Consider the following 25286-nt stretch of genomic DNA (forward strand, 5'->3'; position numbering starts at 1 on the left):
GAAGCGACTACGAAGCGATTAAAGGGGCCGTGACGGTCAAATAGCTTGGGCAATTGAGGGTTAGATGGCCCTAAAACTTCACCTGGTTGACGCAGCTAATTTGAGCCTTTTGGAGGTTTCGTGAGACGGAAGTTGGCTGCCGCCTTGTCCGTTGCCGTCCTACTTGCTGTTCCCAAGTTCTTGAAGCCTGCATACGCTGAATGGACAGGACCAGCATCAAAGGCTCTCTTCGCCAACGAGGCCAACCCAAAGGGCTACAACTACGCCCCGAGCGTGATCACCGAGAATGGAACAACGGATTTTTGGTGGTGTGGTCAAGGTAAAACCGACGTTATCTTCCACCGGTCCTACAGCCCTCAGACGGGTTTCTCACCCGCACAAGTTGTTTTTCAACCCACATCTGGTTCTTGGAACCAACTGCATGTCTGTGATCCGAGCGTGATCAAAGGCAGTTTTGCCAATCCGGCAGATGGTCAGCGTTACACCTACGCCATGTATTATTCTGGCGTCGATAACGCGCCGGGGAACAACAATCAGACGGGGTTAGCTTTTTCAAACGACAAAATCAACTGGGCAAACTATCCCAAGCCTGTCATCTCACCGCTCAATCCAGCAGTTGCTTAAGGCAATTATGGTAACGGTCAGCCAGCAACGATCAACGTCGATGGCCGTTCGAGCTTGCTCGTCTTCACAACGGATCTGAGTGGTCCCCAGGGCATTGCTGGCTTTGGAGATCTTTACGTTCGCCACACTGCAGATGGAGTGAATTTTAACCCGCCGATACGGATACCGAACGAGGCAACTGATGGCACTACCGTCAACCCGAATTCGGATTTTGCCTACGACTCAGCCAAAGGTGATGTCTACGTCATTACCGGTCTACCAGGCCGGAACTGTCAGAAGGTGACCTGCAAGGACTCAGCTCGCAATCCGGACAGGGAGACCTACCAGCTTGGCCTCTTCAAGATGCCGCTGAAAGCCCTCCTAAGTGGGACACCAGCGAAGTGGTCCCCCGTCGGCTACTTGAATAGCGACGTCACGGGCTTCTACCTGAACCACAGCCCTGGCTTTCAACGTGATCCCTACGGCAATCTCACGTCATTCTTGCCAAACATCACCGTCTTCTTTTCAGGCGGTGATCCGTATCCAGGCACATGGCAGATCGCTACAGCTACCGAGACAAACACGTCAGAACGTGTCCCACTCAAGCGGACCCTCGGATCGAATGGTCATTGGGTTACTACGGGCTACACCGATCCCAGCTACGCCTTCGAAGCGAACGTCGGCTCTCTGTTCCTTCTGCCGAGATTCGGGACCTCCAAGCTCATGAGCTGCGTAGCAGGCTCCGACCATTTCCTAAGCCGTGATCTCAGCTGTGAGGGCCAGACACCCCTGGGCCAGACCGGCTACGTCTATGACAATCGACAGAGGGACACTCATCCGATCTATCGCTGCAACGCTGCCGCCCATGACCACTTTGTCTCGACCGACCCTACGTGTGAAGGCCAAACGTCCGAAGGGCTTTTGGGATTCGCTTTGAACTGACCTACCAATCGACGATTGAGTTGTCTGACCCATATGCGTTCACCCGATCGCACGGCCACGTAGTGCAAGGCGTTCGAATCAAGGTATCCGAGGCTTATGCTCAAGCTTGAACCTACTCCGAAGGTGATCACCTTTGATTGTTACGGCACTCTGGTCCAATGGCATCAAGCTGTAAGAGAAGCGGCCAAGGCGATCCTCTCAAATCACCTATCTGGAGATGGTCTTGAAAAGCAATCAGTCACTCTGGCAGACCAGTTGCGTAGCAGGGCAGTGCTCCATCAAGATCGTCCCCCGTTCCAGGACTACAAGGCGATCCTCCAACTGAGTCTGGATGAGGTTCTCGCCCAAGTTGGCTTTCAGGGCACTGAGGATGGCCACCAGACGCTGCTATCCATCCTCCGACGGATCGAGCCACATCCTGAGGTGCCGGCTGCACTCACCCGGCTACGTGATCGCTACAGGCTCGCCATCATCAGCAACACGGATGATGACCTAATCGCTGAGACGGTTCAGGCGATTGGGGTCCCGATAGATTTTGTTATCACAGCTCAGCAGGCTCGAGCCTACAAGCCGGATCGCCGTCTTTTCCAACATGCCTACAACACGTTGGGCGTCACCAAGGACGAGACCGTTCACGTAGGGATGGGCCAAGTCACAGACATGAAGGTCTGCCATGAACTTGGAATTCGATCCGTGTGGATAGATCGTGTCGGTGAGCCTCTCGATCCCCGCTGGCAACCCCATGCTGTCCTGAACGACCTCACTGATCTGCCGCAGCTCCTATCTGCCCCATGAGCCCTTCTTGTGAGGAGCAGAGCTACATCACAGGCGTTGGACAGGAGGCCACTCACGAGAAGTGACCGAGGAACGCCTGAGGGAACTTGCCATGCGGAAGACCGCTTTGATCGCAGCAGTAAGCTTGCTGTCGATGGGTACTGCCAGCTTAGCCGCTGAGAACCAGGGTGCCACCGGTGGCTCGGGTGCCACGCCTAAGATGCAGGGATCACCCAATGCCGCAGGCTTCGGTAAGGCGGAAACTACGGGCACAGCTGGTGGCCAAACGCCAGACTCCACGCCGAACCAAGACGGTCGAATGAAAGGGCCGCCAAACGCTGCTGGCTTCAAGCAGGATGGCTCGGGCTCAGGATCACCGACCAGCGGTGCTGCGTCGGGCCGTTAAATCTGTACGGCAGGGGGCAGTTCTACTGTGGCCCTGCCGACTTCGCTCATCCTAGCGGAACTTCATCGGTCCCAACCTGGCTTGCGGTTTTGTGCAGGAACCAACCAAGCTCAACTTCGATCCACTAACTGGAAGTCCTTATTCATCGGCAGTTATTGCACATGGCCTCTAAAGATTTCGGTTTTTGTTTGAGCTGCCGCCCTCGTAAAGGATCACTGGGTGGGGACCTGAAAAACCAACTCCGAGATCGAATTTTGCTGATCCACTCTTTCGAGTGCCCCGATTTGGGTTAGAAATAAAGAAATCAATTGTCGAGCGAGCTGCGCATTTCTGTAACGCATAGTTGCAGTCTATGCGCATAGTGCCTGGTCGGTGAACATAACGCCGGACTGGCCACTGTGAGATAGCTCTTCGCTTCTCCGCTTGTAGATCTGCTTGCGTGTAGGGCTTGCCATAAAACTGGACTGTTCGCCCATACATGTAAGGTACGCCTGCAACCGGACTCACGTTGCTCGATGACCAAATCTGTAGATAACGTTCTGCAATGAACGCTGTGCGGTCTTTCATTTCCCGGGGACTAATCGCACTTGCAGAGCCAATTGAAGCGACGGTTAAAGCGCCGACCGCCAACAAATGCTTTATGTCAATCATTCGACTGCCAATTTTTATCACTGATTCAACCAGCGCATAACGCCTGAAGGGGCGGTATTCGTAGATGCCTCTCTGTAGCCTCGACGGACTACTGGCGGAGTTGGATAATTTGAATTGACATGACGATCTCGGTTAGAGGGGTAGTAATGTTGTGAGGTGTCGCTGTACGCACTCTCCATTCCATCTGCGCTCTGCACCCGTTTTGATGTGGACGAAAGACGATTGCTTCGTTCGTCTTTTGTGAAATCGATCCGACCGTCGGAAGACTTTCGATTTGACTTGATTGCAGGCTCGATGGCCTTCGTTCGGTCGAGCGAATTCGCATCTGCCCGTCGTGACAGCAGGCTCCGATCTGTCGTCATAGGTCCAGCGGTAGCTGAACGATCTTCAGGTGTAGCAACAAGTGCCGAAATATCCGGCCGTTGAGGCGGTGAAACTTGAGCTACTATGGATTGACTGGCATCCGGTTGCCGGTTCGATTTGGCTCCATGTGAAGCCCGGTCAGATGCGCTTCCCTGCTTTTCTTCCAAGTTGAACACGAGGGGAGGTAAAGGCTGACGAGGTTGTGACGCCACAGCAGTCTGTTTCACTGGATCAACCCATCCGTTCGCAGCAGACGGATTATCGGGGGCCGCCAATGCCGGACTTTCCGTTGAACCTATCGGTGTAGGGGAAGCCGACTTCGTAGCGTCCGATGCAACGACGCTATCCAAAATCCCCCTGGTCTTCCCTACGTGGGTCGTCGCCCTTTCCGGCTTGCCACCCACATAGGCGGCAGTCACTCCGACCCCTGCGGCGAAGGCGATCCCAAGGGCGAACAGCGGCTTAACAGGCACACTCATTGGCCCTCGTTTCATGGGTGACAAGCGTCAGGTGTATCCGCAGAAACCTCGAGCTGTCCGAGGTGGTTCCGGCAACCAAGCCATCTGAGGGGTCCCAGCCGCATACCGGACCGACGCCCCCCCCCCCCCCCCCCCCCCCCCCCCGGCTGGGCAAGCATGACACTACTAGGTCCTGCTCCTCGCTTGGTCATGGCCGATGGCCGTGCCATGACTGATACATGAGCTATGGCGTCCGAATCCTCTTCCTGAACCAAAACGAGCCGCTTCCATCCAAACAGATGGAAAGCTCATTCGCTTATCTGCAGGAAGCTTGGGAGGCAGGAACGACCGAAGTTCTGGCCTACCAACTCCGTTCGATCGAGGCTGCCTTCCAGGTGCTCGATGCCAACGGTCAGATTGTGGAAGTCACTGCCAAGCAGGTCGACAGCTGATCGAATTCCAACAGGCTTCCTTGGCCAGCTTCGTAGCTGGAACCGCTTCCCACTGAGTTGTGCGAACTAGCTGAGCTGCCCCTGGGGCACAAGTTCCCTGGTGCAACTCACCGTAACCACCTGAGCACGGTAGGCGGCCTAACCGACTCCGTTTGCGGTCCGACTCACTTTTCCGGCAGTTGGTCGGCATACGGCGGAACGGACACCAGCGTTCCAATCAATCGAAGCAGGGCTTGCTGTTCAGGCTTTCCCGATCCGTCGCCTAGGAAAGCTCCAAGCTCAATATGGCTTCTTCGCCCCCCTGAAGGACCATTTGGCTGATGGATGATGAAGGCACTTCCGTCCCCCGGTTCCCTAGCTAGATACCAAACGTCACCGCTTGGGCTTTGGTAGAGTTCTCGGCGATCTGACATTCGGAACATCCCCCTGCCTCACCAGCGTAAGCCAGGGTAGAGGGACATGCGAGATCGCAAACGGAACGGCTAACCGGGCCGGCGACACAGACCGCCGGTGAACTTCGAAATTGCCCTGTGAAGCTCAAATTCTTGCATGTCAGCTAGTGGCATGAGATATTCACCCAAATGGTTGAGCATCCTCGAAGCGGCTTCGACGCCGTATTTCATGCGCTTTCGGATCCGACCCGTCGAGCGATGATCCAGCAGTTGATTTCTGCAAGCCACACGATCTCAGAGCTTGCTCGGCCTTACAGCATGTCTTTTGCCGCTGCTTCGAAACACGTAAAGGTCCTCGAAGAGGCAAACCTCATCCAGCGGGACGTCCGAGGCCGAGTGCACCATTGCAGTCTAAACTTAAGGGCGTTGGTGCCAGCCATGACATGGCTCAGATCGATCACAGCATTCAGGGACGAACAGCACGAAAGCCATGACGCCAGCTAAGGCTAAGTCTCACTATCTGAAGCGCCTGGCCAAATAATTCGTTGCTACTAACTAAGACAGCTAGAATCCTCGAAAGATTGCAACAACAATTAGCGTAAGCATAAGCGAAATGACGATTGAACCGAGGCAGCCAAGACGATTTGATAAGAAGAAAAACATGATTAATTGATGCTCTGTCTGTGTTATCTCACTTGATGTACTCTAGAGATAATTAAAAATACATAATTAGACCCGTTCCCACTCGTCAGCCAAATCCGATAGATAGTCTAGAATACGATTGGCCGCATGGCCGTCAAAGCACTCGACTTCGACCGTGACCGACTGCGTTTGCCCTCTGTATAGACGCAGAACAGCCTCCGCCGCATCTGCCGCTTTCCGTTCTGTCTCAGAATCGATCCTGGTGGTGCATCCAGGTGCAGCGATCACGACCCGGCAAAAGATCTGTTCCATGTCGGATAACCTCCATGGAGCGGTCTCGGTTCAGGCGCTTAGACGCCGCAGAAGCATGTGGGGCTTCGTTCGGCTCACCGGCTGTGAAAATTCGATGCTTCAACGATGGCCTTCACGTCCTTGGCTCGAACCGCCGTAGGGGCCTCCTCACCCTTGGCTGCGGGCCCACTCAGGTCAAAGCCAGCGTCTGCTTGCTGGCACAATCCTGGCAAACTAGGCCGTACCAGGTGAGGCAATGAGCCCCTCCCCAGGCTTGGCTGGTTAGCAAGCCGCTGATTACCCTCCGAAGGCTAACAGCTTGTTTTGAGGGAGCTTTCGGTCGGCGTCAGGCCTTACGAATGGATCACCTTGCCGTAGGCGTCGAGTACAATCTCGTCCTGATAGCGAGGAAATCGGCTCATGGCGTCTGCCAGCATCGCAAGCGTCGGTGTTTCGTATCGTCGGCCCACGGATTCAACACGATGACCGGTAATGGCATCCCGTAGGCGTTCTTCAATCCCCACTCCTAGAGCCCGTGTCTTCCAAGTGTGTCTCCAACCATGATTTGGATCGACACCGGGATCTAGCTTGACCGTTTCACGCACCCACTCGGCTACTGAGCGACTTCGTAATTCTGCCGGCGTGGCGGCCGACCCCACTCGGTGTTTCTTTGGATCGTAGAAGAGTGGGCCGGCCGGTAATGCCTCTACAAAGTCGAGGAAACCCTGCTCAATCAAATGAGCGTGTAAGGGCACCATCCTGGGTTCGCCCGTTTTTGTCACCCGTAGATGCATGATCGGAATTCCTGCCTCGATACGAATATCTCGCTGCTCAAGGCTTGTAAGCTCCCCGATCCGTGCTCCTGTATAAGCTGCCAGCCAAGGGCACCAGCGTCGAGCAGATGCCCTAGTTGGATTATGGCCATTTGGTTCTACACACGAAGCAGCTGACAGGATCGCTGCTATCTCGCTTTCTCGAAAAGTCCGCTCCCTTTGTGCGACGATCCTGGGCTCATCCAAAGACAAGCCTGCAGCTGGGTTCATTTCTATAAGCTTGCCACTTGCTCGGCTTGAGGCCCATCGGAACACAGAGCTGACGGCCACGAGATCGTTCTTGTTGATCGCCCTAGGGCTGATGCCTTCAACGTCCCGTCGACGTTCCGCCCAGGCGAACACATCGTCAGGGGTTAGATCCCGTGCGTCTCTTCCATTCGCAAAAGCTTCGAAGGATCGATAGCTGCCACGGTAACGCTTGATCGTGTTCGGGGCACGCTTGTCCGCCCGGTCGAGAGCCCATCGTTTGAATAGATCGGCCGCTGTGCAATGAGGCTCCCTTGCCTTGGCAGGGGAGGGGGCCGGCAAGGGCTTTAGCGGAATGAGATCTCCAGCAGGAACAGGACGCTGGCCCCATTCTTTGCGTGCGAAAAAGCCTCCCTGATCCGTAACTGATACAGATCTGCTCCGCTCAGCTTGCCAAAATTCTTTCAGAGCACCGTCAGCGGCTGAATGCCGGACTCGTGCTTCCTTCGGCTCTTTGGTCCGCAACGAAGCCTGAACGACAGATCCAACTTTGATCGATGCCCAAGCTGGACCAATGGGTAGAGCCACAGTCTGGCCTTTCACTCCTACGAGAAGGTCAGATGGGACACGTTGACGCAGATAGTAGACCCCGGTTTTTGGGTCTTTCCACGGCCGGGCGATTCGAAGGGACAATGTGTGAAACCGCTATGTGAGAGTAGCGGCTATCCTGCGATCATCGTCTGCCGAACTTGTTGAAATTGTTCGACAAAAATCTGGTGCCGGTGGAGGATCGAACTCCCGACCTTCGGTTTACAAAACCGCTGCACTACCGCTGTGCTACACCGGCCCACGACACGCTTGCTACCAGTCGCGGTGCCGCCGCTCAAGCGGGCCCCGGCGAGGATCCGGGGTCCGACCCGATCACCTGTGCCGAGGCGGGCGTCATTTCCGATGCCGGTGTGACAGGAAACGGCGCCAGATCCTTGGTGTGACGCGTTCAGGCCGAGCCGGCCTCCGTGTCGGCGGCGCGTGCTTTAGCGGCCGGAGCCGCGGACCAGGGCCTTGAGGCGCTGGTCCGCCCGGTCGATGCGCTCGGCAATGCCCCGGCGGATGCAGCGATCGACGGAATCGCCGGCGTAAAAGCCGGTTGTCTTGTCCTGGTGCCGGCAGGCCTGGATCGGCGGCCAGGCGACCACCGCCGCCACGACCAGCAGCACGATCAGGCTGTCGACGACGAGCCAGCCCTTCCAGCCGAGGCGGAAGCCGCCGCGGCCGGCGGCCCGCGGGTTCCGCGGGCGGCGCCGACTCGCTGGGTCGGAGCCGAGCCGCGCCATGCGGGCGCGGAACTGGGCCTCCTCAAGCGCGTCGTGCCCGTTCGCGGCGGAAGACGGGGGGAGGGGCTGGCTGGACATGCTGGGCTCGCGAAGATCGGTGTAACAGACGAGCCCGGTCGCGATGCAATCGGGTTCGCCTCTCAATGCTGGACGTGGCGCGCTCGCTGACGCCGAGCCGGTATCCGCTCCAGGGCGGCGGGCCGGATCTCGGGCCCGTCACGCGGCGGTCGCTTCTTCATTCCCATCGTCGTTGTCCCGAAGGCCGGCGACCGCCATTCGGAACGATGCTCTCGGGCGGATCCGGCACGCGTTCACCGGCCGGCCTCAATCGATCAGCCGCTTCAGCAGCGCGAAGTTGTCCTGGATCGAAAGGACGCTGCCGATCATCTCGCCGCGCGCACAGGCGCTCGCGCCGACGAGCCCCAGCCAGCTCCCCGGGGCGGGACGCGTGCTGCAATCGGCGACGCTGCCATAGAGGAGCATCGCCACCGGCAGGACGAAGACTGCGAGCTTGAGAAGGACGAACGTCCGTCCCAAGACGCTCCTGCGAGGACGCGGCGGCGCGTCCCAGTCGTCGTCCCAATCCGCCTCGGAGGCGTGCCTGTCTCGACGGTCCATCGCGCTGTCTTGCCCGGCCGGATCGGTATCCACCGCCGAAACTGACACGCTTTCGTGAAGCGCCACCTAAAACGGATGTTTAAAGGCGGATGAAATCGACGCCCGGCACGAGGACGCGCACCGTCAGGCGGCCAGCGCCCGTCTCACGGTGGCGCGCAAATCCGCCAGGGAGAACGGCTTCGTCAGCACGTCGGTGACGATCGCGTCGAGCCCGCGGGCCCGCTCCCGCTGATCGGCGAAGCCGGTCATCAGCAGGATGGTCAGGTCCGGGAAATCGCGCTTGGCCGCCAGGGCCAGCGCGATGCCGTCCATGAGCGGCATGCGGATATCGGTCAGCATCAGGTCGAAGCCGCCATCGGCCTCGTTGAGCCGATCCAGCCCGTCGCTGCCGTCATTGGCGGTCACGACGGCATGGCCGTCGATCTCCAGCCCCCGCTTGAGGAAGCCGCGGACGGTCTCTTCGTCATCCACGAGGAGGATGCGCGCCATGGGGTCCCGTAAACGTTCCTGATCCCGGGCCTGATTCCGAGGATGTCCCGCCAAGATGAGACTTCAGGCCTGCTCATGGATAACAGATCACGAACGGAACCGTTGCGCTGTCAAGGCACAACTCGGGAAAACAATCGCATCCCCGTCCGACGGGACGAAAATGCCGCGCCGTCCAGCGGGCCGGTCACGCCTCGTCGAACAGGTCCGGATCGCCGCTGCCGAAATCGACCACGCCCACGAAGGGCAGTTGCCGGTAGGCGTGGGCGGCATCCATTCCGTAGCCAACTACGAACACGTCCGGGCAGGTGAAGCCGACGAAATCGGCGTCGATCGTCACGGCGCGCTTACCCGGCTTCTCCAGGAGCACCGCGGTGAGCACCCGCTTGGCGCCCCGTGCCATGAGCAGGTCCTTGGCGAACACGACGGTCCGGCCGGATTCGAGGATGTCGTCCACCAGCAGCACGTCCCGCCCGCGCACCTCGCTCTGCACGTCGCGCAGGATCTCGACCTGCCCGGTGGAGACCGTGCCGGTGCGGTAGCTCGACAGGTGCACGAACTCGACCTGCGGCGACAGCCCGACCCGGTGCAGGGCCCGGAGCAGGTCGGCGGCGAACATGAAGCTGCCCTTGAGCACGGCGACGACCAGAAGGTCCTCCGGGTTGGTCGACAGGATCTCCTGCGCCAGCTCGGTGTTGCGCTTGGCGATCGCCGCCTCGTCGAACAGGGGGCGGACACGCCGCTCGGGGATGCTCATCGGACGGGTCCCGGGGGCTGGTTCTTCTTGTGGGGCGGGCTCGCCGCCGCGATCGGAGGACGGTCTTAGCGCCCCAAGCCCGCCGGGGGAACTCCGGATCGCGGCGGGCGCGGCGGCTTTCCGTCAGCCGTTGTCTCCGCGGATCGCCGCGATCACCGCGTCCGTGACCGCGCGGGTGGTGGCGGTGCCGCCGAGATCGGGGGTGTGCAGCCCGGGATCCGCGGTGACGCGCTCGACCGCGCGCATCAGCCGGGCGGCGGCCTGCGTCTCGCCGAGATGCTCGAGCATCTGGCAGGCGGTCCAGAAAGTCCCGACCGGGTTGGCGATGCCCTTGCCGGCGATGTCGAAGGCCGAGCCGTGGATCGGCTCGAACATCGAGGGAAACCGGCGCTCCGGGTTGATGTTGGCGGTGGGCGCGATGCCGAGCGATCCCGCCAGGGCCGCCGCGAGGTCCGACAGGATGTCGGCGTGCAGGTTGGTCGCCACGATCGTGTCGAGGGTCTGGGGCTTCATGGTCATCCGCATGGTCATGGCGTCGACCAGCATCTTGTCCCAGGTCACGTCCGGGAATTCGGCCGCGACCTCGGCGGCGATCTCGTCCCACATTACCATGGCGTGGCGCTGGGCGTTCGACTTCGTGACCACGGTGAGCAGCTTGCGCGGGCGTGCGCGTGCCAGCTCGAACGCGTAGCGGATGATGCGGTCGACACCCGAGCGGGTCATCATCGAGACGTCGGTGGCGACCTCGTTGGCATGGCCCTGATGGACCCGCCCGCCGACGCCGGCATACTCGCCCTCCGAGTTCTCGCGCACGATCACCCAGTCCAGTTCCGGCCCGGTGACGTGGCGCAGGGGGCTGGTGATGCCCGGCAGGATCCGGGTCGGCCGGACGTTGGCGTACTGGTCGAACGGCTGGCAGATGGCGAGCCGCAGGCCCCACAGGGTTATGTGGTCCGGCACGTCCGGCGCGCCGACCGCACCGAAGAAGATCGCGTCGTGGCCCGCGATCTGCGCCAGCCCGTCCGCGGGCATCATGGCGCCGTGGGCCTTGTAGTAGTCCGAGCCCCAGTCGAATTGGTCGAACGCGAATCCGAAGCTGCCGTCGCGCTCGGCGAGGGCGTCGAGCACGTCGATCCCGGCGGCGATGACCTCCTGGCCGATCCCATCCCCCGGGATGGCGGCGATGCGGTACTGCTTCATGGCGCGTCCTCCGTTTCTTGGACCGTACGCCATTCCGGACACGCCGGCGTCCCCCAGGTGGGCACAGGGCCGATGCGCCGCCGACAGCGATGCATCGGCGACCGTCTTGGCCCTGCGATTCAGCCAGAGGGCGGGCGCTGAAACAAGCGGATGCCAAAAGCGTGGAGGTCGACGCCGGCCGGAAGATCCTACCCGCGCGCCGCGAAGCATCCGCAACGCAAAAGGGGTCGGCGATCCGCCAACCCCTTGCGCTATCGTGCTGAATGGATGGTACCACCGCCCCGGCTCGAACGGGGGACCCCCAGATCCACAATCTGGTTAGGGAGCAAAACAAGCCCTAACATTCAGGTGGTTCGCTGGAGGTCAACGGCTTTGCCAGGACTAGCTAAAACTGCCATTGTGATGCTTTGTTAGTAACACGGGGTAACAGGGCATAACGCCCGGTTTCTGTTACCCCTGGTTACCCCGGAGGATCACCAGAGTGGCAGCGCGAGTCCTCACCGTGCAAGCCATAGAGCGCCTAAAGCCGGACGCAGCGCGCCGGCTCGAAATCCCGGATGCGACGCTGCCCGGGCTGTATTTCATCATCCAGCCGTCCGGCGCGAAAAGCTGGGCGGTCCGATACCGGCATGGCGGCCGGACCCGGAAGCTTACCCTCGGCGCATATCCGGCCCTCGACCTCCTGAAGGCTCGAACCGAGGGGAGGGCGGCACTTCAGTCCGTGTCGCTGGGTCAGGATCCAATCGCCGAACGCAAGGTGGCCGTGCCCTTGCCGACGCGTGACCTCATCGGCTCGGTGATCGACAGCTTCATTGAGCGTCACGTGAAGCCGCGGAACCGGCCCCGCACGGCCGAGGAGACGATCCGGATCCTGCGGACCAAGGTGCTGCCGGTTTGGGACGGGCGGAAGATCCAGGACATCGGCCGCCGCGATGTGATCGACCTTCTCGATGGGATCGTGGATGCCGGAACGCCGGTGGCAGCCAACCGCACGCTCGCGGCCCTGTCCAAGCTGTTCAACTGGGCTACGGACCGCGGTGTCATTGACGCGAACCCGTGCGTGCGGATCAAGGCGCCGGCCGCCGAGACGAGCCGCGACCGAGTCCTGAGCGACGACGAGCTGCGGCTGCTCTGGCGGGCATGCGCTAAGATTGGATGGCCCTTCGGTCCGTTCGTGCAGATCCTGTTGCTGACGGCTCAGCGCCGCGACGAAGTCGCGAAGATGCGGCGGGTCGAGCTGCGAGAGGGCGGCACGCTGTGGACCATACCGTCCGAGCGAGCGAAGAACGGTCAGGCTCACGACGTGCCGTTGAGCGGCGCGGCACAGGACGTCCTGGGCTCACTGCCGCGGGTGGCAGGGCGAGCCGGCTATCTCATCAGCACGACAGGCAACAGCGGCATTTCGGGTTACGCCAAGGCCAGGCGCGCCTCGACCCTGTGATGCTGGCCCTTGCACGCAACGACGCGATTGCCGCTGGGGGCGATCCTGAGAGCATCGCTATCGAACCCTGGCGGCTGCACGATCTACGCCGGACGGCTTCCACAGGTATGGGCCGCCTGAAGATTGAACCGCACGTGATTGAGGCCGTGCTGAACCATCGCTCCGGCGTCATCAGGGGCGTGGCGGCCATCTACAACCGCTACCAGTACCTCGACGAGAAGCGCGCGGCACTGGAGGCCTGGGCGGCGCACGTCGAGACTGTTGTCGATGCGAAGGCTCAATGAGCTGATGGTGACGCCAAAGACTGGAAGGCCACTAGGTCGCCCCCGCAAAAATTTTCTGGCCGACCCGGAAAGATATGCTGTCGCTCTGTCAGATGCGTTGCAGTTATTGGGCCTGACGGAAAAGTCATCATTTGATCTGGTTGCCGCTTTGGTTGTCGGTCGCGAAACTGCATCAAGCGTCATGCCTGATGGTCGGGTAAAGGTTCAGTACGAAAGTGCCCTTCCTGGCTCACCAAGTGTGACAATTCTAGGAAAATCAGACACAATTCGCGGAAAATCAAAATTGAGAACGCGAAATAAGTCTCCCAAGAAAAAACTATCTCTCGATGAGGCCATCTGGCGGACGAATATGGCGTTAGCTTTCGCGGCTTCATTTAGTGCGAAAGAATTCGAGGCGGGCGCAGATCTTATCAGCAAACTCACGTCTGAAATTGGCGAGGCGCAATATGCGGAAGCTATTTTGCTTCCCATGTTGAAAGCGAAATTCGATCCGCCCGCTTTTTCCCCACCAGACTGAGTGCCCTCCAATCTGCAATTCGTAGCGTGTCCTAACAAGGAGCCACGCAATGCCTTTTGCTGTTCCAAAATCCAACGAAGACTTGCTGCCGGCCACCGCCGCTCGCGCACGCTACGGCGTGTCGGACATGACGATCTTCCGGTGGCTGGCTGACCCGAAGCTTGGGTTTCCCCAGCCGATCCGCATCAATGGACGCCGCTACTGGCGGCTGGCCGACCTGCAGGCCTTTGAGGCCCGGCAGGCTTCGAAGGAGGCCGCATAGTATGCAAAAGAAAACCTGCGCTCAGCGCGGGCCGAGGCAGGTTTCCTTGATTGTCGCTTCGCAGGCCGACATTCACGGAAATACTCCCGCCCCCGCCTTTCGGCAAGATCTCTATCTCGCCGCACGCTTCGGTCTCTCGCCGGCCGTTGCCTCCGCCGTGGCCGAACTGGCTTTCACGGTGACTGATCGTTGGGGGCGCGCATGAGCACCCCCACCCTCAATCCCAACGACTACGCCTACGGCGATCCGGACAAGCTCCGGGCACATATCGCCGAGCTGATGGCTGGCGTCAGTATGCGGGCCAGCATGGTCGGCGACTATGCGTTCCTGCGCGACGATCCGGGGATGCGGTACGCGATGAAGTGCGCGGCGGCAGAATTCCGTGCTGCCCTCAACTTGCTCGGTGATCTGACCGAGCAGTTGGAACGCGAGCGCCAGCGGCAGCAGCCCGTGCCTGCCTCAAGACCCCACTCAAATCAGGAGGCGCGCGTATGAAGACGCAGCATTTCGCCGCCGAGGTGTCCCGCCTCGGCTCAGCCGCCGATGACCACCGTCACAGTTATCGCGCCAAACCTAACGGCGCCAACGGCACTATCGGCACAGGGGTGTCTAGTTCCTGGCCTGAGCCCGACCTGAGCCTGCTCGGCACCGGTCGGCGTTCGCCGCCGGCCTTCCCTCTCCACCTGCTCGGCCCCTGGGCCGGGTGGTGCGAGCGCAAGGCCAAGGGAGCGTCCGCACCCGTCGACTATGTGGCGGTGGCCTTACTCGCCAGCGTCGGTGCCACCATCGCCAACGTGCGCTGGCCCCAGGCCGGTACGGCGTGGTCGGAGCCGCCGATCTTGTGGTGCGCGGAGGTCGGGCCGCCGTCCTCGTCCAAATCGCCGAGCATGGACGCGGCCTTCAACCTCGTGCGCTTCGCCGAGGATCGGATGGCCGATGGCTTCGAGGCGGTTCAGCAGGAGCATGCTACCGTCAAGCAGGCGTGCGAGGCTCGGGTCGAGGCGTGGAAGATCGAGGTCCGAACCGCCGTTAAGAACGGCGACCCGCCGCCCGCGATGCCGGCTGACGCGCAGGAGCCGCCTGCGCCGGTTCGGCCGCGGATCCGGGTGGCGGATGCCACGGTCGAGGCGCTGGGCGCCCTGGCGGCTGGCCTACCGCGTGGCCTGCTGCTCGTGCGAGACGAACTGGCCGGCTGGCTCGGCGCCTTTGATAAATACGGCGGCGGCGGATCCGATCGGGCATTCGCGATCGAGATGTATGGCGGGCGTGCCTACGTCGTTGACCGGATGAAGAACCCGGAGCCGCTGCGGATCCGGCATCTCAGCATCGGCGTCCTCGGTGGTGTCCAGCCAGACAAGCTAGAGATGATCCTGAACGGCCCTGACGACGGGTTGGCCTCACGGCTGCTCTGGGCATGGCCGGAGACGAAGCCGGACTTCAACCTCGCCCGCGGCGCGCAGGACGATGGGCCGATGCAGCGCGCGTTCGCTCGCCTCACCGACCTGCTGCAACTCCATGACGAGTTCGGGCACCCGGAACCGGTGTCGGTGCCGCTCGCCCGCGACGCAGAGGACCGGCTCGAAGCATTCGCCAGGGATATCGTCGAGCGCTGCCACATGGCCAGCGGCCTGCTCGCTGGCACGCTCGGCAAGGCCCGCGGGCACGCCCTGCGCTTGTCCGCCGTGCTTGAGTTCCTGTGGTGGTGCGGCGGCTCTGATCAGGCCGAGCCGCAGGTCATCTCTCCGGAAGCAGTCACCGCGGCGGCCGACTTGTTGAACGCTTACTTCCTGCCGATGGCTGAGCGGGTGTTCGGCGACGCCACGATCCCGATGGTGGAGCGGCGCGGGATGCTATTGGCACAGCACCTCCGGCAGAACCGGTTGTCCGAGTTCAACGCCCGCGATGTCCGGCGCCAGGTCGGCGGCATGCTGCGGGACGCGGCGGACATGGAGGCGGCCTGCAAGCAGCTCGTAGGGTCTGGGCTAATCCGCCAGCGGTTTGCCCGGGCCGGCGAGGGCAAGGGGCGAAAGGCCCTAAACTATGAGGTGCATCCGGAGGTCACCGCCGACCGCCCTTTTGTCGGTAGCCCCCTTCCTGAAAAGATCTCCCCCCCTGTGCCGGCAGTGCCAATGGCGCCAATAGCCCCAAATTCGTTGCAAACGGCGCCAACGGCACTATCGGCACAGGGGGGTAAGATAAATTCGGACGGGCGTGAGATCGGTCGCGTCTTTGCGGAGATGATCAGCGATCTCGACCTCGACGGGATGATCCGGCTCGGCGAGGTGGCCGGGCTCAATGTCCGGCAGCGGTACGTCGAGATGGGCCCAGCGGAGCGCGCGCTGTTCCACAAGCGGCACGGCATCGGTGTGCTGGTCGGCGCGCGGCCGGAGCCGAAGCGCAAGGGTAAGAGCCGGGAGCTCGTGCCGTTAACTGACGACACTCGGCGTCGGCTGACCGATCACTACCGCGGCCTGCAGCACTCATCCGGCACGATGGAGGAGACCGCGTTGCTGAAGCACAACGTCCTGGCAATCTGGGCACAGTCCGGAATTCCGGATGCCTTCCTCGACGAGCTGCGGGCCATGTCGGATGCGGAGGCAGGCCTATGACGCCTGCCGAACGCGACCGCTTCGAGAAGTGCCTCGCCTTGGCCAAGCGGGGCGCCACAGCCGGCGAACGCGCAGCTGGTCTTGCCGCAGCCGAGCGTGTTGCTGCCTCTACCGGCATGACGCTGGTCGAAGCCAAGGCTGCCGTCGGCGGCTCTCGGCCAGCCCCACCAAGAATGGATTGGCCGTACCCACGGCCCCGCGCGGCACGTCGCACCCCGCCCAGGGCAAAACCGAAGCGGCCTGTGAAGCCGCCGACTTTGGAGGAGGTGCTTCGGCAGAGGGCTGAAGCCGATGCGGAACGGCGCCGGGCAGCCGTAGCGGCTGACCGCAGGCTAATGAAAGAGCTGGTTGAGCAGGCAGCCTACGAAGCCCGGCAGCGGGAGCGGCAAGCCGAACGTGATCAAGAGTGGGCGGCAACGCGTGCGGGGACGATGCCGTAACGTCGTGCCCTACCCCTGCATCTGCTGACGGTCCTGGTGATCGTCTCCGGCCTGCTGGTCCATCACTGATCTCCGTAGCCGACAGGTCTACCGATCACGACCAGATTGGGTCGCGCTCTTCCACAGGAGGCCGGCATGGTTAACGGAAGCTTGCGCCTGAAGCGGGGACGTCAGGATCCCGCACCTTTCGCCACCAGCCACTGCAGCCCGTCAGGAGGGTGCTCAGTGCCCTCGGGGCCTTCTGGAGGAGTAAAACGCAGGAAGTAACGTGCGGGGCGGCGATCTTTCTCAGCGATGAAATAGCGTAGACAGAGGCCGGCAGCATTGCGGGTGGCAGCAAAACCGAGGCGCCCAACTGGTTGACCGTTCCTCGCAGGCACATGACAGGGCATAAGCCGATGCATCACGCTCGATCCGAGTTAGCGGACGAGAACGATGAGCCCTTGGAGCGAACAAATGTCGTCGCCGAACAAAGAGACGCGGATTGTCAACACTCAGAGCCGCGCAAACAATCTGTGGGAAATAGAAATTAAATTCTATCAGAGTGAATTGGAAAAACTTAGAAACAAAGTAAACGATAGACTGAGCGATGCTGAGAATAAGCAGCTATATAAGAAGATCCACCACGCATCAGATTGCTTAGAATACTGTCAGTCGAAAGTTGAATAACTTATCCGCAGCTGCAATTGCGCGCAAGTCTAGGCGATGGCAGCCCTGACTTGCGCCTACGGCTCGATGTCTACAGAGCCTTTAAGCCGATGAGTTTTCGGCCCATGTTATACAGCCGCTTATCGTCCTCTTGCGCACATCGAGAAATGTTTGACAGCTTGTGATTGTCGCGCTGCCCCATTTTGTACGCCTCAATTGCGGACCCTACATATTTGGCGTCGTCCTTGTTGAAGGCTTCCTTCAGCTCAGCTCGGCCCTTCACATCCTCGCCGGTATTCAGGCTCCAATCCAGATCGTCTTTGACTAGCTTCCAGTTCGCGGACATTTATTCCTCCCGTGCCCTTATGTTTGGGCTAGCGTGAGGATACGCTTCTTTTCAACCTCGTCGAGAGAGAAGCATAGGCGGCCGGCGTGGCATTACAACCGGCCTGTGAATGCGAGCACCACCAAAACGATCGCGATCATCCCGCCGATCCCATAGCCGTAGCCACCGTAGGTTCGGCCGCCCAAAAAGCCGCCGCAGACGGCGAGGACGAGAAGCGCAATCAAGAAGATGCTAAGTAAGCTCATCGCCCTGCTTTGATGAAAGGGCCCAGCTTAGTTGGGCTGGCCCGCTATCCACCGCGACATGAACTTCAACGGACGGACGACGTTCGCAGCGCCGTCGTTCAACGCAGCCTCGTCTGGCAGCAGCGATGCGATCAGTTGCATCAGGCCTACCCTTTCCTGACCTCGGAAGAGGACGAGGAAGGATCCGAGATCTAGCTCGACCTCTGGCTCGTCCGTTGGGCGGTGCAGAACATAAGGCTGCCCCGTACTCAGATCTCGCATTAGGAACCAACGGTCACCGCCTGGGCCGACGTGGAACTCTCTCGCCGCTCGTGGTGCGTGCTCAATCATGGCCCCTCGACGCAAAACACCAACCTCGGGTGCGGCATATTGGCATGAATTTTTAGGCCCAAATATAACATAGCGCAACAGTGCACAACTAAGGACTGCGGGATGGCAGAGCCAATGGCTCAAGCATATCGATCAGTGACTTGCCGCATTGCAGTATGCGGCCCATCGTTTGGCTACGCATTGATTGAGGCGTAGCCACATCATGACCAATCCTCTCCGACGAGAAGCCCTGCTTCGGTTCAAGGTCGAAACAGACCTAGCCCGAGCGGTGGAAGCGACGGCCCGCCATCGCGGTCAGACCATGTATGAGTTCGTCCGCCAGGGCGTGCGCGCCCACCTCGCCCGTCACGGTGTTCGGCTCAGCCCAGACGACGGTCCCCGCACGCCTCCGGCCGCTCCCGCTCTCCGTCAGGCAGCTTGAGGATGGCCGGCATGCAGTACGTCAACATCCGCCACAACAATCACGACGGTAACGTCGCGCCGCACGTCAGCTTGGGCCGCAGCTACATTGACCGTCTGCCGGTGACGGTGCCGGTCGAGCCCCGGACTGCCGCACAGATCATAGCGGACCGTGACCTCGCTCAAGTCGAGCGCGAGTCCTTAGAGGCATCCCGTTCCGACGTGCTGGTGAACGGCTCGGTCGAGGATTTGCTCGCCCTCGACACCCGCATCGCGTTGGCGAAGGCGAAGCAGGATCAGGCAGAGGCGCAGCACGCCATCGCAGTGATCGCCGAGGCCGACGCGAAGGCCAAGAATGAGGCCGAGCAGGCCCGCCGCAAAGCTCTGCGCAAGGTCGGCCTGAAGGCCAGCGCCGAGGCCGGCAAGCTCGCGGACAGGTACGTGGCCATGGCTCAGGAGATGGCCGGGCTGCTCAGCCAGTTGCGCGGGCACGAGCGGGCAATCGCCGAGGCGAACCAGAACCTGCCTGACGGCGCCGAGCCTGTACCGCCCGGCGAGCCGTTCAATGGCACCGCAGGCATACCCACCCGCTACGAGACCTCACACAACCTCGTCTGGGTCGACAGCCGCGACGGCTCCCGCGCGAGCGCAATGGCCGGCGCCGACCTACGGCACCGTGCGGCGAAGCGGGTCGAGCAGGAAGTCTACGTGCCCGGCACGCCAGGCGAGCCGCACATCCCGCTGTCCCACCGCGTCACGCTGCCCGGTCTCGGCCGCGATGCTCCCCGCATCTGGGGCGGCATTCCCTCTCCCATCACTTCCAACACGGGACGCTGAGCATGAGCATTGATCGACAGAACCCCGGCGAGCACGCCGCCTTCTGGCGCCGTGTCCTCAACAAGCCTGAGCCGGTGACCGCTGAGCGCAAGCCGACCCAGGCTGAGCGCCTTGCGGCGTGGTCGGCGCAGAACCGCCAGAACGATGCCAAGGGCACGCAGACGCGCGCGGTCGTCGAGCAGACCCGGCGCGATGTCCACACTCCCGGTGCTGCCTACAAAGTCGGCGCCGAGCGCTTCGCCATGGACGGCACTCGCTGGAAGCGCGTGGCCTGAACGGAATTGCGTGGGCCAGACCCGAGAGGGCCTCCTTCACCCACGCCATTGAGGGCGATGCAGCCAGCCCAACAGCGACAAGCCAGCCTGTCCCTTGCCTCGAATGCCATGGACCCGGGGATACCAAGGCCGGCGCAACTGCGCCCCGTCGACCAAGCGACGGACTATCGGAGACCGCGGCGGTGTAGTGGCCTGCTGCGGTCTCCTCACCCGACAGTCTGGAGAGCCATCATGGCCAACACCCCGCCGAACCCGACCGACACTCAGATGCTCGCCGTCTACAACGACCTCGCCAACACGATGATGAGCAAGGACCCTGGGGACGCGCGTAGCGTTGGCATGGCCGGCTGGCCGAACGTTGGCGACACGAAGGTGATCGACGGTCACACCATGCGCTGGAGCGGCAACACCTGGTCGCGTGCGGATGCGGTGGCGTGACGGTGATCGGCTGGGATGCGGTGAGTGACCTTCCCGCGATGCCAGAGGGCGGGACCCAACTGGCACTCCCCAAAGGAGGGTGTCCGGTCATGCGAGTCCCTGGGTCCTTCCGGGAGGGGGTAGAGACCGAGGGTCCGCGCGAGTTTGGCTTCTGTCTAGGTGCAGCCCTTCAAAACCAATTAACCCTTCACAATTGGCAGCGGACTCATGGCCATCACAACTAAGGCTGCACTTGCTGCCGAGCTACGAATTTCTAAGTCGCGCGTCAGCCAATACGTGAAGGCGGGTTTGCCTGTACGTTCAGACGGTAAACTGAACCGCGATGATGCTCTCAACTGGATCAACCGGACTCAGTCAAGCCAGACCCAGGAAGACAGGGGCGTGGTTCGGGCGCGCAAGCTGGCGGAGACGCCGCTGCGCAAGCCCAGCCCGCCCGTCCTGGTCGATGGCTACGAGCCCGAACTGGCGATCGCCCGCAGCATAATCGGATCGGCCGAGGCGGTGGTAGCGCAGAGCGCAGTGGCGGCCGGCGCCTCGATCGAGCTGGCCTACGTCCTCAGCGTCATGGTCGCGAACGCCCTGGACGACGCCGCATCAGATGCACTCGCTCACCGCGGGTTTGAGGGCTTCGCCAAAGGCTACACCGTCGGTGAGTTGTGCGGCACGGCCGAGTTCCCGGGGCCCGACTGGGCTGCCTTGGCCGACCGTACCGACGCCACCTTCGACGAAGACGCCTGCGAGAGGTTCCTTAGCGAGGTCGAGGCTCGGGACGGCGCCTGCGTGAAGGTGTCGGCATGACCGACCAATCGCATCCTCAGTCCATCGCCTCGAACGACCCACCGCGCATCGGCGAGATCCGGGAGCTGTTCGGGATCAAGCTCCGGTGGAATGGCTCTCAGTGGCAGAAGGTGACCTGACATGCCCAAGCCGCAGGAAGTCGCCAGTATAAAGGTAAAGGGCAAGAACTACCTGAACTGGCAGACCGTGTCGGTCACCCGGTCCGGGGTCGAGCTGTTCCCGAAGTTCGCCTTCACCGCGGCCGCGCCGGCTGAGAGCGCTCCGGACTTCGCCTCCATGAAGCTCGGGATCGGCGACCCCTGCGAGGTGATCCTCGGTGGGCGTCAGGCCGTTTCTGAAGGCCGCATCACGGGCCGGCAGCCGGCCTACGATGCCAAGGAGCATGGGCTCCAGATCACCGGCACGACCCGTTCGCAGGTGATTGCCCGCGCGACGGTCGACCATGAGAAGCAAGGCGAGTTCAAAGGCTACTCGCTGAGCCAGATCGCAGGCGCCGTCCTCAAGCCCTACGGCATCAAGTTCAGCCTGAAGGGCGACACGGACGGGGCCGACAAACCGTTCTCGAAGATCAACGTCCAGGCCGGTGAGAGCGTCTTCGCCTTCATCGAGCGCCTGTGCCGGTTCCGGAACATCTACCTGCTGCCTGGGCAGGGCGCGGATATCGTCGGCTACCGACTGAAGGCCAAGTCGGGTGCGATCGCCGAGCTGGAGGAAGGCCGCAACATCCTCGCGGCCAATGCCGTGTTCGACTATGCGGACGCCTTTTCCGAGATCCAATCCATCGGCCAGCAGCCCGGCAACGATCAGACTTTCGGCGACGCCTCCCGGGACGTGACCGCGACCGTGAAGAACTCGGCGGTGACGGAACACGCGCCGTTCCACTTCATCGCCGAGCAGCCGGGCGACCAGGCCGATATGCGGATGCGAGCCCAGCACGAAAACGGGTTCAACCTCGCCAACCAGATCAGCGTGAACATCAAGGTCCAGGGCTGGTTCAAGGACCAGAACAGCCTCTGGCTCGAACACATCGGCGATGTCGTGTCGGTCTACTCGCCGATGCTGTTCACCAAGGACCGCATGCAGCTGGCGATCCAGGCCGTGACTGCGAGCCAAGGTCCACAGGGCACCACCACCGACATCAGCCTCGTCCTGCCGGAAGCCTTCAACGGTGGTGGCCAGACTCAATCCAGCGCCGGCCAGGGTGGCTCCGGCGGCACCCCGGCGGGCCTTTACACCTGAGCGCCGCCACAGACTCGATAGGAGGCCACCATGGCCGATGAAACCCTGAGGATGCAGGCGGAAGTGGTGGACCGGTTCAGCGGTCCGTTGAAGTCCCTGCGGGCCCAGCTGCTCGATGTGTCACGGCAGGGCGCCAGCCACGGCGAGACCTTGGCGAAGGGCATGGGCAAGGCCGAGGCCGCGATCCAGTCCACGGCGCGCTCGGCGACGACGATCCTGAACCCCGCGCTGGCGACCGTCGGCATCACCGGTCTGACGGCCGGTGCAGCAGTCGCCGGGGTCGCGATGTCGCTGAGCAAGCTCTCCAGCAACCTGTCGAGCCTGGGCGCACTGTCGCGTGAGACCGGCGTGGCGGCCGGCACGCTTCAGACCTTCGGTGCCGTCGCCCGCAAGTTCGGGCTGGAGCAGGACGCGGTCGCCGCCGGCACCAAGACCTTCGCCGGCAACATGCGGGAGTTCAGCCGGGGCATCGGCGAGACCTACCAGTGGATCAATCGGCAGGGCACGGACGCGGCCGGGCGGAAGGCCTTCCAGGATTTCGCCCAGGACATCCGTGGCACGACCGACGAGGGCGAGAAGCTCCGCAAGAGCCTCACCTTCATGGAGACGATCAAGAACCCGATCGAGCGGGGCATCTTCGCCCAGCACGTGTTCGGCAACGCCGACTTCGGGCGCATCGCCGATGGGCATCTCGGCAAGCTGGCCGACGTGTGGAACGCTCAGAAGCAGCGGCTGGGACCGCTCGACCCGAAGGCCATCCTCCAGGCCGAAAAGTTCGAGCAGGCCGTCGCCGATCTGCGAACCTCGATGCAGACCATCGGCACGACCATCGCCCGGCAGGTGCTGCCGTATGCGTCCGAATTCACGCAGTGGGTCGACGGCATTGCCAAGGATCAGCGCGGCGACTTCGTGAAGGGTCTCCGTACCGGCCTAGAGGACATCAGCCGTGAGCTGAACGCCATTGATTGGAAGGGTGCCGGCGCGTCCGCGAAGGAGATGCTGGTCTCGACAACCGCCTTGGTCCGACCGCTCGCCGAGAGCGTGAAGGAGATCGCGGCGGCGATCCAAAGCTTCAACAACGGCAAGGTGATTGAAGGCCTGCGCCACCTCGACGGCGGCCACGGCCCGCTCGCCCGTCGTCTCGCACCGCTGCCTGGGGACGAAAAGTTCGTGAACGAGGAAGCCGTCGGCAGCCTCCGCGGCAAGATCGGCACGGCCAAGGAGCAGGCCGTCCTGCAGTCGGACCTCCTGAAGGAATTGGACGAGCGCGGCGACAAGGATGGGGCCAAGCGCCTACGCGAGGCCATGGACGCCAACTCCAGGCACCTGAAGTCGCTGGAGGACGCGCTCCAGAAGCTACTGGACCAGGGCGCTACGGCTCAGAAATCCTCGGCTGAGGGCGACGGGCCCTTTGCTGGTGCCCGGATCCAGACGGCAGCCTTTTCGGGCGGTGGTGGCTTCCGGCGGCCCCAGGGACTCGGCAGCGGGGCCAGCCTGCCCGGCGGTGGGTCGGGCCCCGGCTACAGTGGTGAGGCCGGTCCTGCAGGATCGGGCGCGGGCCGCGCCGGCGGACGCCTCAACGGCCTCGGTAGCGGCACGTCGCGGCTGCCCGGGATCGGCGGCGGCTCGGCTCCTCGTGGTGATGGCGGTGGGAGTGCGGGCGCCGCACGTACCGGCCAGATGATGGCCTACGCGATGGATCAGCTCCGCCGTGAGGGCGTGCCAGAGGAAAAGCTACGGGAGTCGGCAGCCCATCTTGTCGGGCAGGCCACGATGGAGTCCGGCCTAGACCCGAACAAGGTTCACGACGGGGGCACCGGCTACGGCATCTACGGCGCCCGCGATCCGAAGGGATGGGGCACATATCCCGGGGCCCGGCGCAGCGACATGGTGCGGTGGCTGGAAAAGAATGGGTACGCTCGCAACTCCGCTGAGGGGCAGATGCGCGAGATGGCCCACAGCGCGATGTCGGGGCGCTACCCGCGGACCCGCAGCATCCTGATGGGTGGCGGTTCGGGTAACCTTGAGGCTGACACCAATCGGATCACAGGCGAGTTCGAGGCGCCTAAGATCATCAACCGGCGCTCTGGCGCGGTCAGCAACGCGTTGCGCACGGGCCCAGAAATCGCTGCAGCTCCGAGCCGCCTACCATCCATCGCAGGTGGTGACTTCCTCCCGAACGGTGCCCCGCGCGTGCTGAAGCCCAACAGCATGAAGGACGCGCCCGGCCTGACCATGGAGGAGTCGAACCGCCTTCGCGGCGGACAGGCCGATGGTGCAGGCTGGGCGGCCCGGGAGAAGGCTCGGAAAGCCTTCGAGGCGATGCAGCAGGGAGAAGGGCGCCTCGACGCCTCCGCTGGCCGTGCCGGCATCGTGGCCGGGCCCAAGGTCGAGAACAACGGCTCTGTGGTGGTCAACGTGCACAAGGCCGGCGCTGACGCCAGGGTCACGACCTCAACCGCGGGCAACCTCTTCCGCGACGTGGTGCAGAACCACGGGCGCCAGATGCAGAAGGTGTTGTAGACCTCTGCTTCCGGCCCCCTCTTCCGCGACATCGTGCCGAACCACGGGCGGCAGATGGCAAAGGCGGAGTGACCCCCAGTCACCGACGGTCTGTGTAGATGCGCAAGCGGCTTAGCCGCTTGCGAACGGTGGAGGGCAGGCCGTGATTACGGTAACGGCCCCAGCACGAGACAATCGCGTCGATACGTCCGGCCCGCTTTTGCGTCGGTCGCTAACAGCTTACATACTGGTGTTATGGGAAGCTAGCGGCGAGTGAGACACAACGTG

At 62.1% G+C, this 25286-nt stretch carries 26 protein-coding genes, 1 tRNA gene and 2 pseudogenes; 20 read left to right on the forward strand and 9 right to left on the reverse strand.

Translation table 11 applies throughout. The features are described from left to right. Window positions 1-132: 132 nt before the first annotated feature. The 5 genes from ACYQPG_RS05715 (at window position 133) to ACYQPG_RS05735 (ending at window position 5545) form a co-directional block, all read left to right on the forward strand. Complete coding sequence (locus ACYQPG_RS05715; RefSeq protein ID WP_461230480.1) at window positions 133-624, forward strand: hypothetical protein; 492 nt, start codon at window positions 133-135, stop codon at window positions 622-624. A 54-nt stretch (window positions 625-678) separates the two neighbouring features. After that, the gene (locus ACYQPG_RS05720; RefSeq protein ID WP_461230481.1) at window positions 679-1545 is read left to right on the forward strand and encodes a hypothetical protein; all 867 of its coding nucleotides are present in this window, start codon (window positions 679-681) and stop codon (window positions 1543-1545) included. A gap of 96 nt (window positions 1546-1641) precedes the next feature. Continuing rightward, window positions 1642-2340 carry a haloacid dehalogenase type II gene (locus ACYQPG_RS05725; protein WP_461230482.1) on the forward strand — a complete coding sequence of 233 codons (699 nt, stop codon included), beginning with the start codon at window positions 1642-1644 and terminating at the stop codon, window positions 2338-2340. A 2096-nt stretch (window positions 2341-4436) separates the two neighbouring features. After that, window positions 4437-4649: a hypothetical protein gene (locus tag ACYQPG_RS05730; protein WP_461230483.1), complete on the forward strand. Its 213-nt coding sequence runs from the start codon at window positions 4437-4439 to the stop codon at window positions 4647-4649. Between the two features lie 581 nt (window positions 4650-5230). Further along, window positions 5231-5545: an ArsR/SmtB family transcription factor gene (locus tag ACYQPG_RS05735; protein WP_461230484.1), complete on the forward strand. Its 315-nt coding sequence runs from the start codon at window positions 5231-5233 to the stop codon at window positions 5543-5545. Window positions 5546-6327: 782 nt separating this feature from the next. Here ACYQPG_RS05735 and ACYQPG_RS05740 read toward each other — a convergent pair. The 8 genes and pseudogenes from ACYQPG_RS05740 to ACYQPG_RS05775 form a co-directional block, all read right to left on the reverse strand. Then, window positions 6328-6768, reverse strand: coding sequence for a site-specific integrase (locus ACYQPG_RS05740; protein ID WP_461232534.1), 441 nt, complete (start codon window positions 6766-6768; stop codon window positions 6328-6330). A gap of 285 nt (window positions 6769-7053) precedes the next feature. Further along, window positions 7054-7686, reverse strand: a pseudogene (locus ACYQPG_RS05745) (DUF6538 domain-containing protein); the annotation flags it as partial. Between the two features lie 81 nt (window positions 7687-7767). After that, window positions 7768-7840, reverse strand: a tRNA-Thr gene (locus ACYQPG_RS05750). Window positions 7841-8027: 187 nt separating this feature from the next. Then, window positions 8028-8405, reverse strand: a complete 378-nt coding sequence (locus tag ACYQPG_RS05755; RefSeq protein ID WP_147909685.1) for a hypothetical protein — start codon at window positions 8403-8405, stop codon at window positions 8028-8030. Window positions 8406-8651: 246 nt separating this feature from the next. Next, window positions 8652-8978 carry a hypothetical protein gene (locus tag ACYQPG_RS05760; protein ID WP_461230486.1) on the reverse strand — a complete coding sequence of 109 codons (327 nt, stop codon included), beginning with the start codon at window positions 8976-8978 and terminating at the stop codon, window positions 8652-8654. Between the two features lie 90 nt (window positions 8979-9068). Next, a complete protein-coding gene (locus tag ACYQPG_RS05765; protein ID WP_007567202.1) occupies window positions 9069-9434 on the reverse strand; it encodes a response regulator in 366 nt (121 codons plus the stop codon). 184 nt (window positions 9435-9618) lie between these two features. Beyond that, window positions 9619-10188 carry a hypoxanthine phosphoribosyltransferase gene (gene hpt, locus ACYQPG_RS05770; protein WP_147909684.1) on the reverse strand — a complete coding sequence of 190 codons (570 nt, stop codon included), beginning with the start codon at window positions 10186-10188 and terminating at the stop codon, window positions 9619-9621. A gap of 123 nt (window positions 10189-10311) precedes the next feature. Continuing rightward, window positions 10312-11388, reverse strand: a complete 1077-nt coding sequence (locus tag ACYQPG_RS05775; RefSeq protein ID WP_147940767.1) for a tartrate dehydrogenase — start codon at window positions 11386-11388, stop codon at window positions 10312-10314. A gap of 502 nt (window positions 11389-11890) precedes the next feature. Here ACYQPG_RS05775 and ACYQPG_RS05780 point away from each other — a divergent pair. The 8 genes and pseudogenes from ACYQPG_RS05780 to ACYQPG_RS05815 all read left to right on the forward strand — a co-directional run. Then, window positions 11891-12085 (forward strand): annotated as a pseudogene (locus ACYQPG_RS05780) (Arm DNA-binding domain-containing protein); the annotation flags it as partial. Between the two features lie 99 nt (window positions 12086-12184). Continuing rightward, a complete protein-coding gene (locus ACYQPG_RS05785) occupies window positions 12185-12829 on the forward strand; it encodes a tyrosine-type recombinase/integrase (RefSeq protein ID WP_461232424.1) in 645 nt (214 codons plus the stop codon). Beyond that, entirely contained in the window at window positions 12829-13113 is a 285-nt protein-coding gene (locus ACYQPG_RS05790; protein WP_461230487.1) for a hypothetical protein, read from the forward strand. Before ACYQPG_RS05785 ends, ACYQPG_RS05790 begins: the two co-directional genes overlap by 1 nt. Beyond that, window positions 13097-13630, forward strand: coding sequence for a hypothetical protein (locus tag ACYQPG_RS05795; RefSeq protein WP_461230488.1), 534 nt, complete (start codon window positions 13097-13099; stop codon window positions 13628-13630). The genes ACYQPG_RS05790 and ACYQPG_RS05795 overlap by 17 nt, the downstream gene beginning before the upstream one ends. 49 nt (window positions 13631-13679) lie before the next feature. Then, complete coding sequence (locus ACYQPG_RS05800) at window positions 13680-13892, forward strand: helix-turn-helix transcriptional regulator (RefSeq protein ID WP_461230489.1); 213 nt, start codon at window positions 13680-13682, stop codon at window positions 13890-13892. A 1-nt stretch (window position 13893) separates the two neighbouring features. Further along, window positions 13894-14097 (forward strand): hypothetical protein, encoded by a 204-nt coding sequence (locus ACYQPG_RS05805; protein WP_461230490.1) that lies wholly within the window; start codon window positions 13894-13896, stop codon window positions 14095-14097. After that, window positions 14094-14387, forward strand: a complete 294-nt coding sequence (locus ACYQPG_RS05810) for a hypothetical protein (RefSeq protein ID WP_461230491.1) — start codon at window positions 14094-14096, stop codon at window positions 14385-14387. The genes ACYQPG_RS05805 and ACYQPG_RS05810 overlap by 4 nt, the downstream gene beginning before the upstream one ends. Continuing rightward, entirely contained in the window at window positions 14384-16501 is a 2118-nt protein-coding gene (locus ACYQPG_RS05815; RefSeq protein WP_461230492.1) for a DUF3987 domain-containing protein, read from the forward strand. The genes ACYQPG_RS05810 and ACYQPG_RS05815 overlap by 4 nt, the downstream gene beginning before the upstream one ends. Window positions 16502-17680: 1179 nt before the next feature. Here the strand turns inward: ACYQPG_RS05815 and ACYQPG_RS05820 are convergent. Continuing rightward, window positions 17681-17935: a hypothetical protein gene (locus ACYQPG_RS05820; protein ID WP_147899136.1), complete on the reverse strand. Its 255-nt coding sequence runs from the start codon at window positions 17933-17935 to the stop codon at window positions 17681-17683. Window positions 17936-18942: 1007 nt separating this feature from the next. On the opposite strand from ACYQPG_RS05820, the gene ACYQPG_RS05825 reads away from it, so the two are divergent. The 7 genes from ACYQPG_RS05825 to ACYQPG_RS05855 all read left to right on the forward strand — a co-directional run bounded on the left by ACYQPG_RS05825 (window position 18943) and on the right by ACYQPG_RS05855 (window position 25019). Then, complete coding sequence (locus ACYQPG_RS05825) at window positions 18943-19746, forward strand: cell envelope integrity TolA family protein (RefSeq protein ID WP_461230493.1); 804 nt, start codon at window positions 18943-18945, stop codon at window positions 19744-19746. Between the two features lie 2 nt (window positions 19747-19748). Next, window positions 19749-20021: a hypothetical protein gene (locus ACYQPG_RS05830; protein WP_461230494.1), complete on the forward strand. Its 273-nt coding sequence runs from the start codon at window positions 19749-19751 to the stop codon at window positions 20019-20021. A 231-nt stretch (window positions 20022-20252) separates the two neighbouring features. Continuing rightward, window positions 20253-20459, forward strand: coding sequence for a hypothetical protein (locus tag ACYQPG_RS05835; RefSeq protein ID WP_461230495.1), 207 nt, complete (start codon window positions 20253-20255; stop codon window positions 20457-20459). A 207-nt stretch (window positions 20460-20666) separates the two neighbouring features. Continuing rightward, entirely contained in the window at window positions 20667-21257 is a 591-nt protein-coding gene (locus tag ACYQPG_RS05840) for a hypothetical protein (RefSeq protein ID WP_461230496.1), read from the forward strand. After that, entirely contained in the window at window positions 21254-21376 is a 123-nt protein-coding gene (locus tag ACYQPG_RS05845) for a hypothetical protein (RefSeq protein ID WP_461230497.1), read from the forward strand. The genes ACYQPG_RS05840 and ACYQPG_RS05845 overlap by 4 nt, the downstream gene beginning before the upstream one ends. 1 nt (window position 21377) lies before the next feature. Beyond that, window positions 21378-22496 (forward strand): phage baseplate assembly protein, encoded by a 1119-nt coding sequence (locus ACYQPG_RS05850; RefSeq protein WP_461230498.1) that lies wholly within the window; start codon window positions 21378-21380, stop codon window positions 22494-22496. A 30-nt stretch (window positions 22497-22526) separates the two neighbouring features. Continuing rightward, window positions 22527-25019 carry a hypothetical protein gene (locus tag ACYQPG_RS05855; protein ID WP_461230499.1) on the forward strand — a complete coding sequence of 831 codons (2493 nt, stop codon included), beginning with the start codon at window positions 22527-22529 and terminating at the stop codon, window positions 25017-25019. Window positions 25020-25286: the final 267 nt, after the last annotated feature.

This window comes from Methylobacterium sp. CM6246 (assembly GCF_054818005.1).

What these genes read in the sequence shown, in the direction of transcription:
- ACYQPG_RS05725 (WP_461230482.1), top strand. Translation starts at nt 1,642, where the DNA reads ATGCTCAAGCTTGAACCTACTCCGAAGGTGATCACCTTTGATTGTTAC.
- ACYQPG_RS05730 (WP_461230483.1), top strand. Translation starts at nt 4,437, where the DNA reads ATGAGCTATGGCGTCCGAATCCTCTTCCTGAACCAAAACGAGCCGCTT.
- ACYQPG_RS05735 (WP_461230484.1), top strand. Translation starts at nt 5,231, where the DNA reads ATGGTTGAGCATCCTCGAAGCGGCTTCGACGCCGTATTTCATGCGCTT.
- ACYQPG_RS05740 (WP_461232534.1), bottom strand. Translation starts at nt 6,768, where the DNA reads ATGCATCTACGGGTGACAAAAACGGGCGAACCCAGGATGGTGCCCTTA.
- ACYQPG_RS05755 (WP_147909685.1), bottom strand. Translation starts at nt 8,405, where the DNA reads ATGTCCAGCCAGCCCCTCCCCCCGTCTTCCGCCGCGAACGGGCACGAC.
- ACYQPG_RS05765 (WP_007567202.1), bottom strand. Translation starts at nt 9,434, where the DNA reads ATGGCGCGCATCCTCCTCGTGGATGACGAAGAGACCGTCCGCGGCTTC.
- hpt (WP_147909684.1), bottom strand. Translation starts at nt 10,188, where the DNA reads ATGAGCATCCCCGAGCGGCGTGTCCGCCCCCTGTTCGACGAGGCGGCG.
- ACYQPG_RS05775 (WP_147940767.1), bottom strand. Translation starts at nt 11,388, where the DNA reads ATGAAGCAGTACCGCATCGCCGCCATCCCGGGGGATGGGATCGGCCAG.
- ACYQPG_RS05790 (WP_461230487.1), top strand. Translation starts at nt 12,829, where the DNA reads ATGCTGGCCCTTGCACGCAACGACGCGATTGCCGCTGGGGGCGATCCT.
- ACYQPG_RS05795 (WP_461230488.1), top strand. Translation starts at nt 13,097, where the DNA reads ATGCGAAGGCTCAATGAGCTGATGGTGACGCCAAAGACTGGAAGGCCA.
- ACYQPG_RS05800 (WP_461230489.1), top strand. Translation starts at nt 13,680, where the DNA reads ATGCCTTTTGCTGTTCCAAAATCCAACGAAGACTTGCTGCCGGCCACC.
- ACYQPG_RS05805 (WP_461230490.1), top strand. Translation starts at nt 13,894, where the DNA reads ATGCAAAAGAAAACCTGCGCTCAGCGCGGGCCGAGGCAGGTTTCCTTG.
- ACYQPG_RS05810 (WP_461230491.1), top strand. Translation starts at nt 14,094, where the DNA reads ATGAGCACCCCCACCCTCAATCCCAACGACTACGCCTACGGCGATCCG.
- ACYQPG_RS05815 (WP_461230492.1), top strand. Translation starts at nt 14,384, where the DNA reads ATGAAGACGCAGCATTTCGCCGCCGAGGTGTCCCGCCTCGGCTCAGCC.
- ACYQPG_RS05820 (WP_147899136.1), bottom strand. Translation starts at nt 17,935, where the DNA reads ATGTCCGCGAACTGGAAGCTAGTCAAAGACGATCTGGATTGGAGCCTG.
- ACYQPG_RS05825 (WP_461230493.1), top strand. Translation starts at nt 18,943, where the DNA reads ATGCAGTACGTCAACATCCGCCACAACAATCACGACGGTAACGTCGCG.
- ACYQPG_RS05830 (WP_461230494.1), top strand. Translation starts at nt 19,749, where the DNA reads ATGAGCATTGATCGACAGAACCCCGGCGAGCACGCCGCCTTCTGGCGC.
- ACYQPG_RS05835 (WP_461230495.1), top strand. Translation starts at nt 20,253, where the DNA reads ATGGCCAACACCCCGCCGAACCCGACCGACACTCAGATGCTCGCCGTC.
- ACYQPG_RS05840 (WP_461230496.1), top strand. Translation starts at nt 20,667, where the DNA reads ATGGCCATCACAACTAAGGCTGCACTTGCTGCCGAGCTACGAATTTCT.
- ACYQPG_RS05845 (WP_461230497.1), top strand. Translation starts at nt 21,254, where the DNA reads ATGACCGACCAATCGCATCCTCAGTCCATCGCCTCGAACGACCCACCG.
- ACYQPG_RS05850 (WP_461230498.1), top strand. Translation starts at nt 21,378, where the DNA reads ATGCCCAAGCCGCAGGAAGTCGCCAGTATAAAGGTAAAGGGCAAGAAC.
- ACYQPG_RS05855 (WP_461230499.1), top strand. Translation starts at nt 22,527, where the DNA reads ATGGCCGATGAAACCCTGAGGATGCAGGCGGAAGTGGTGGACCGGTTC.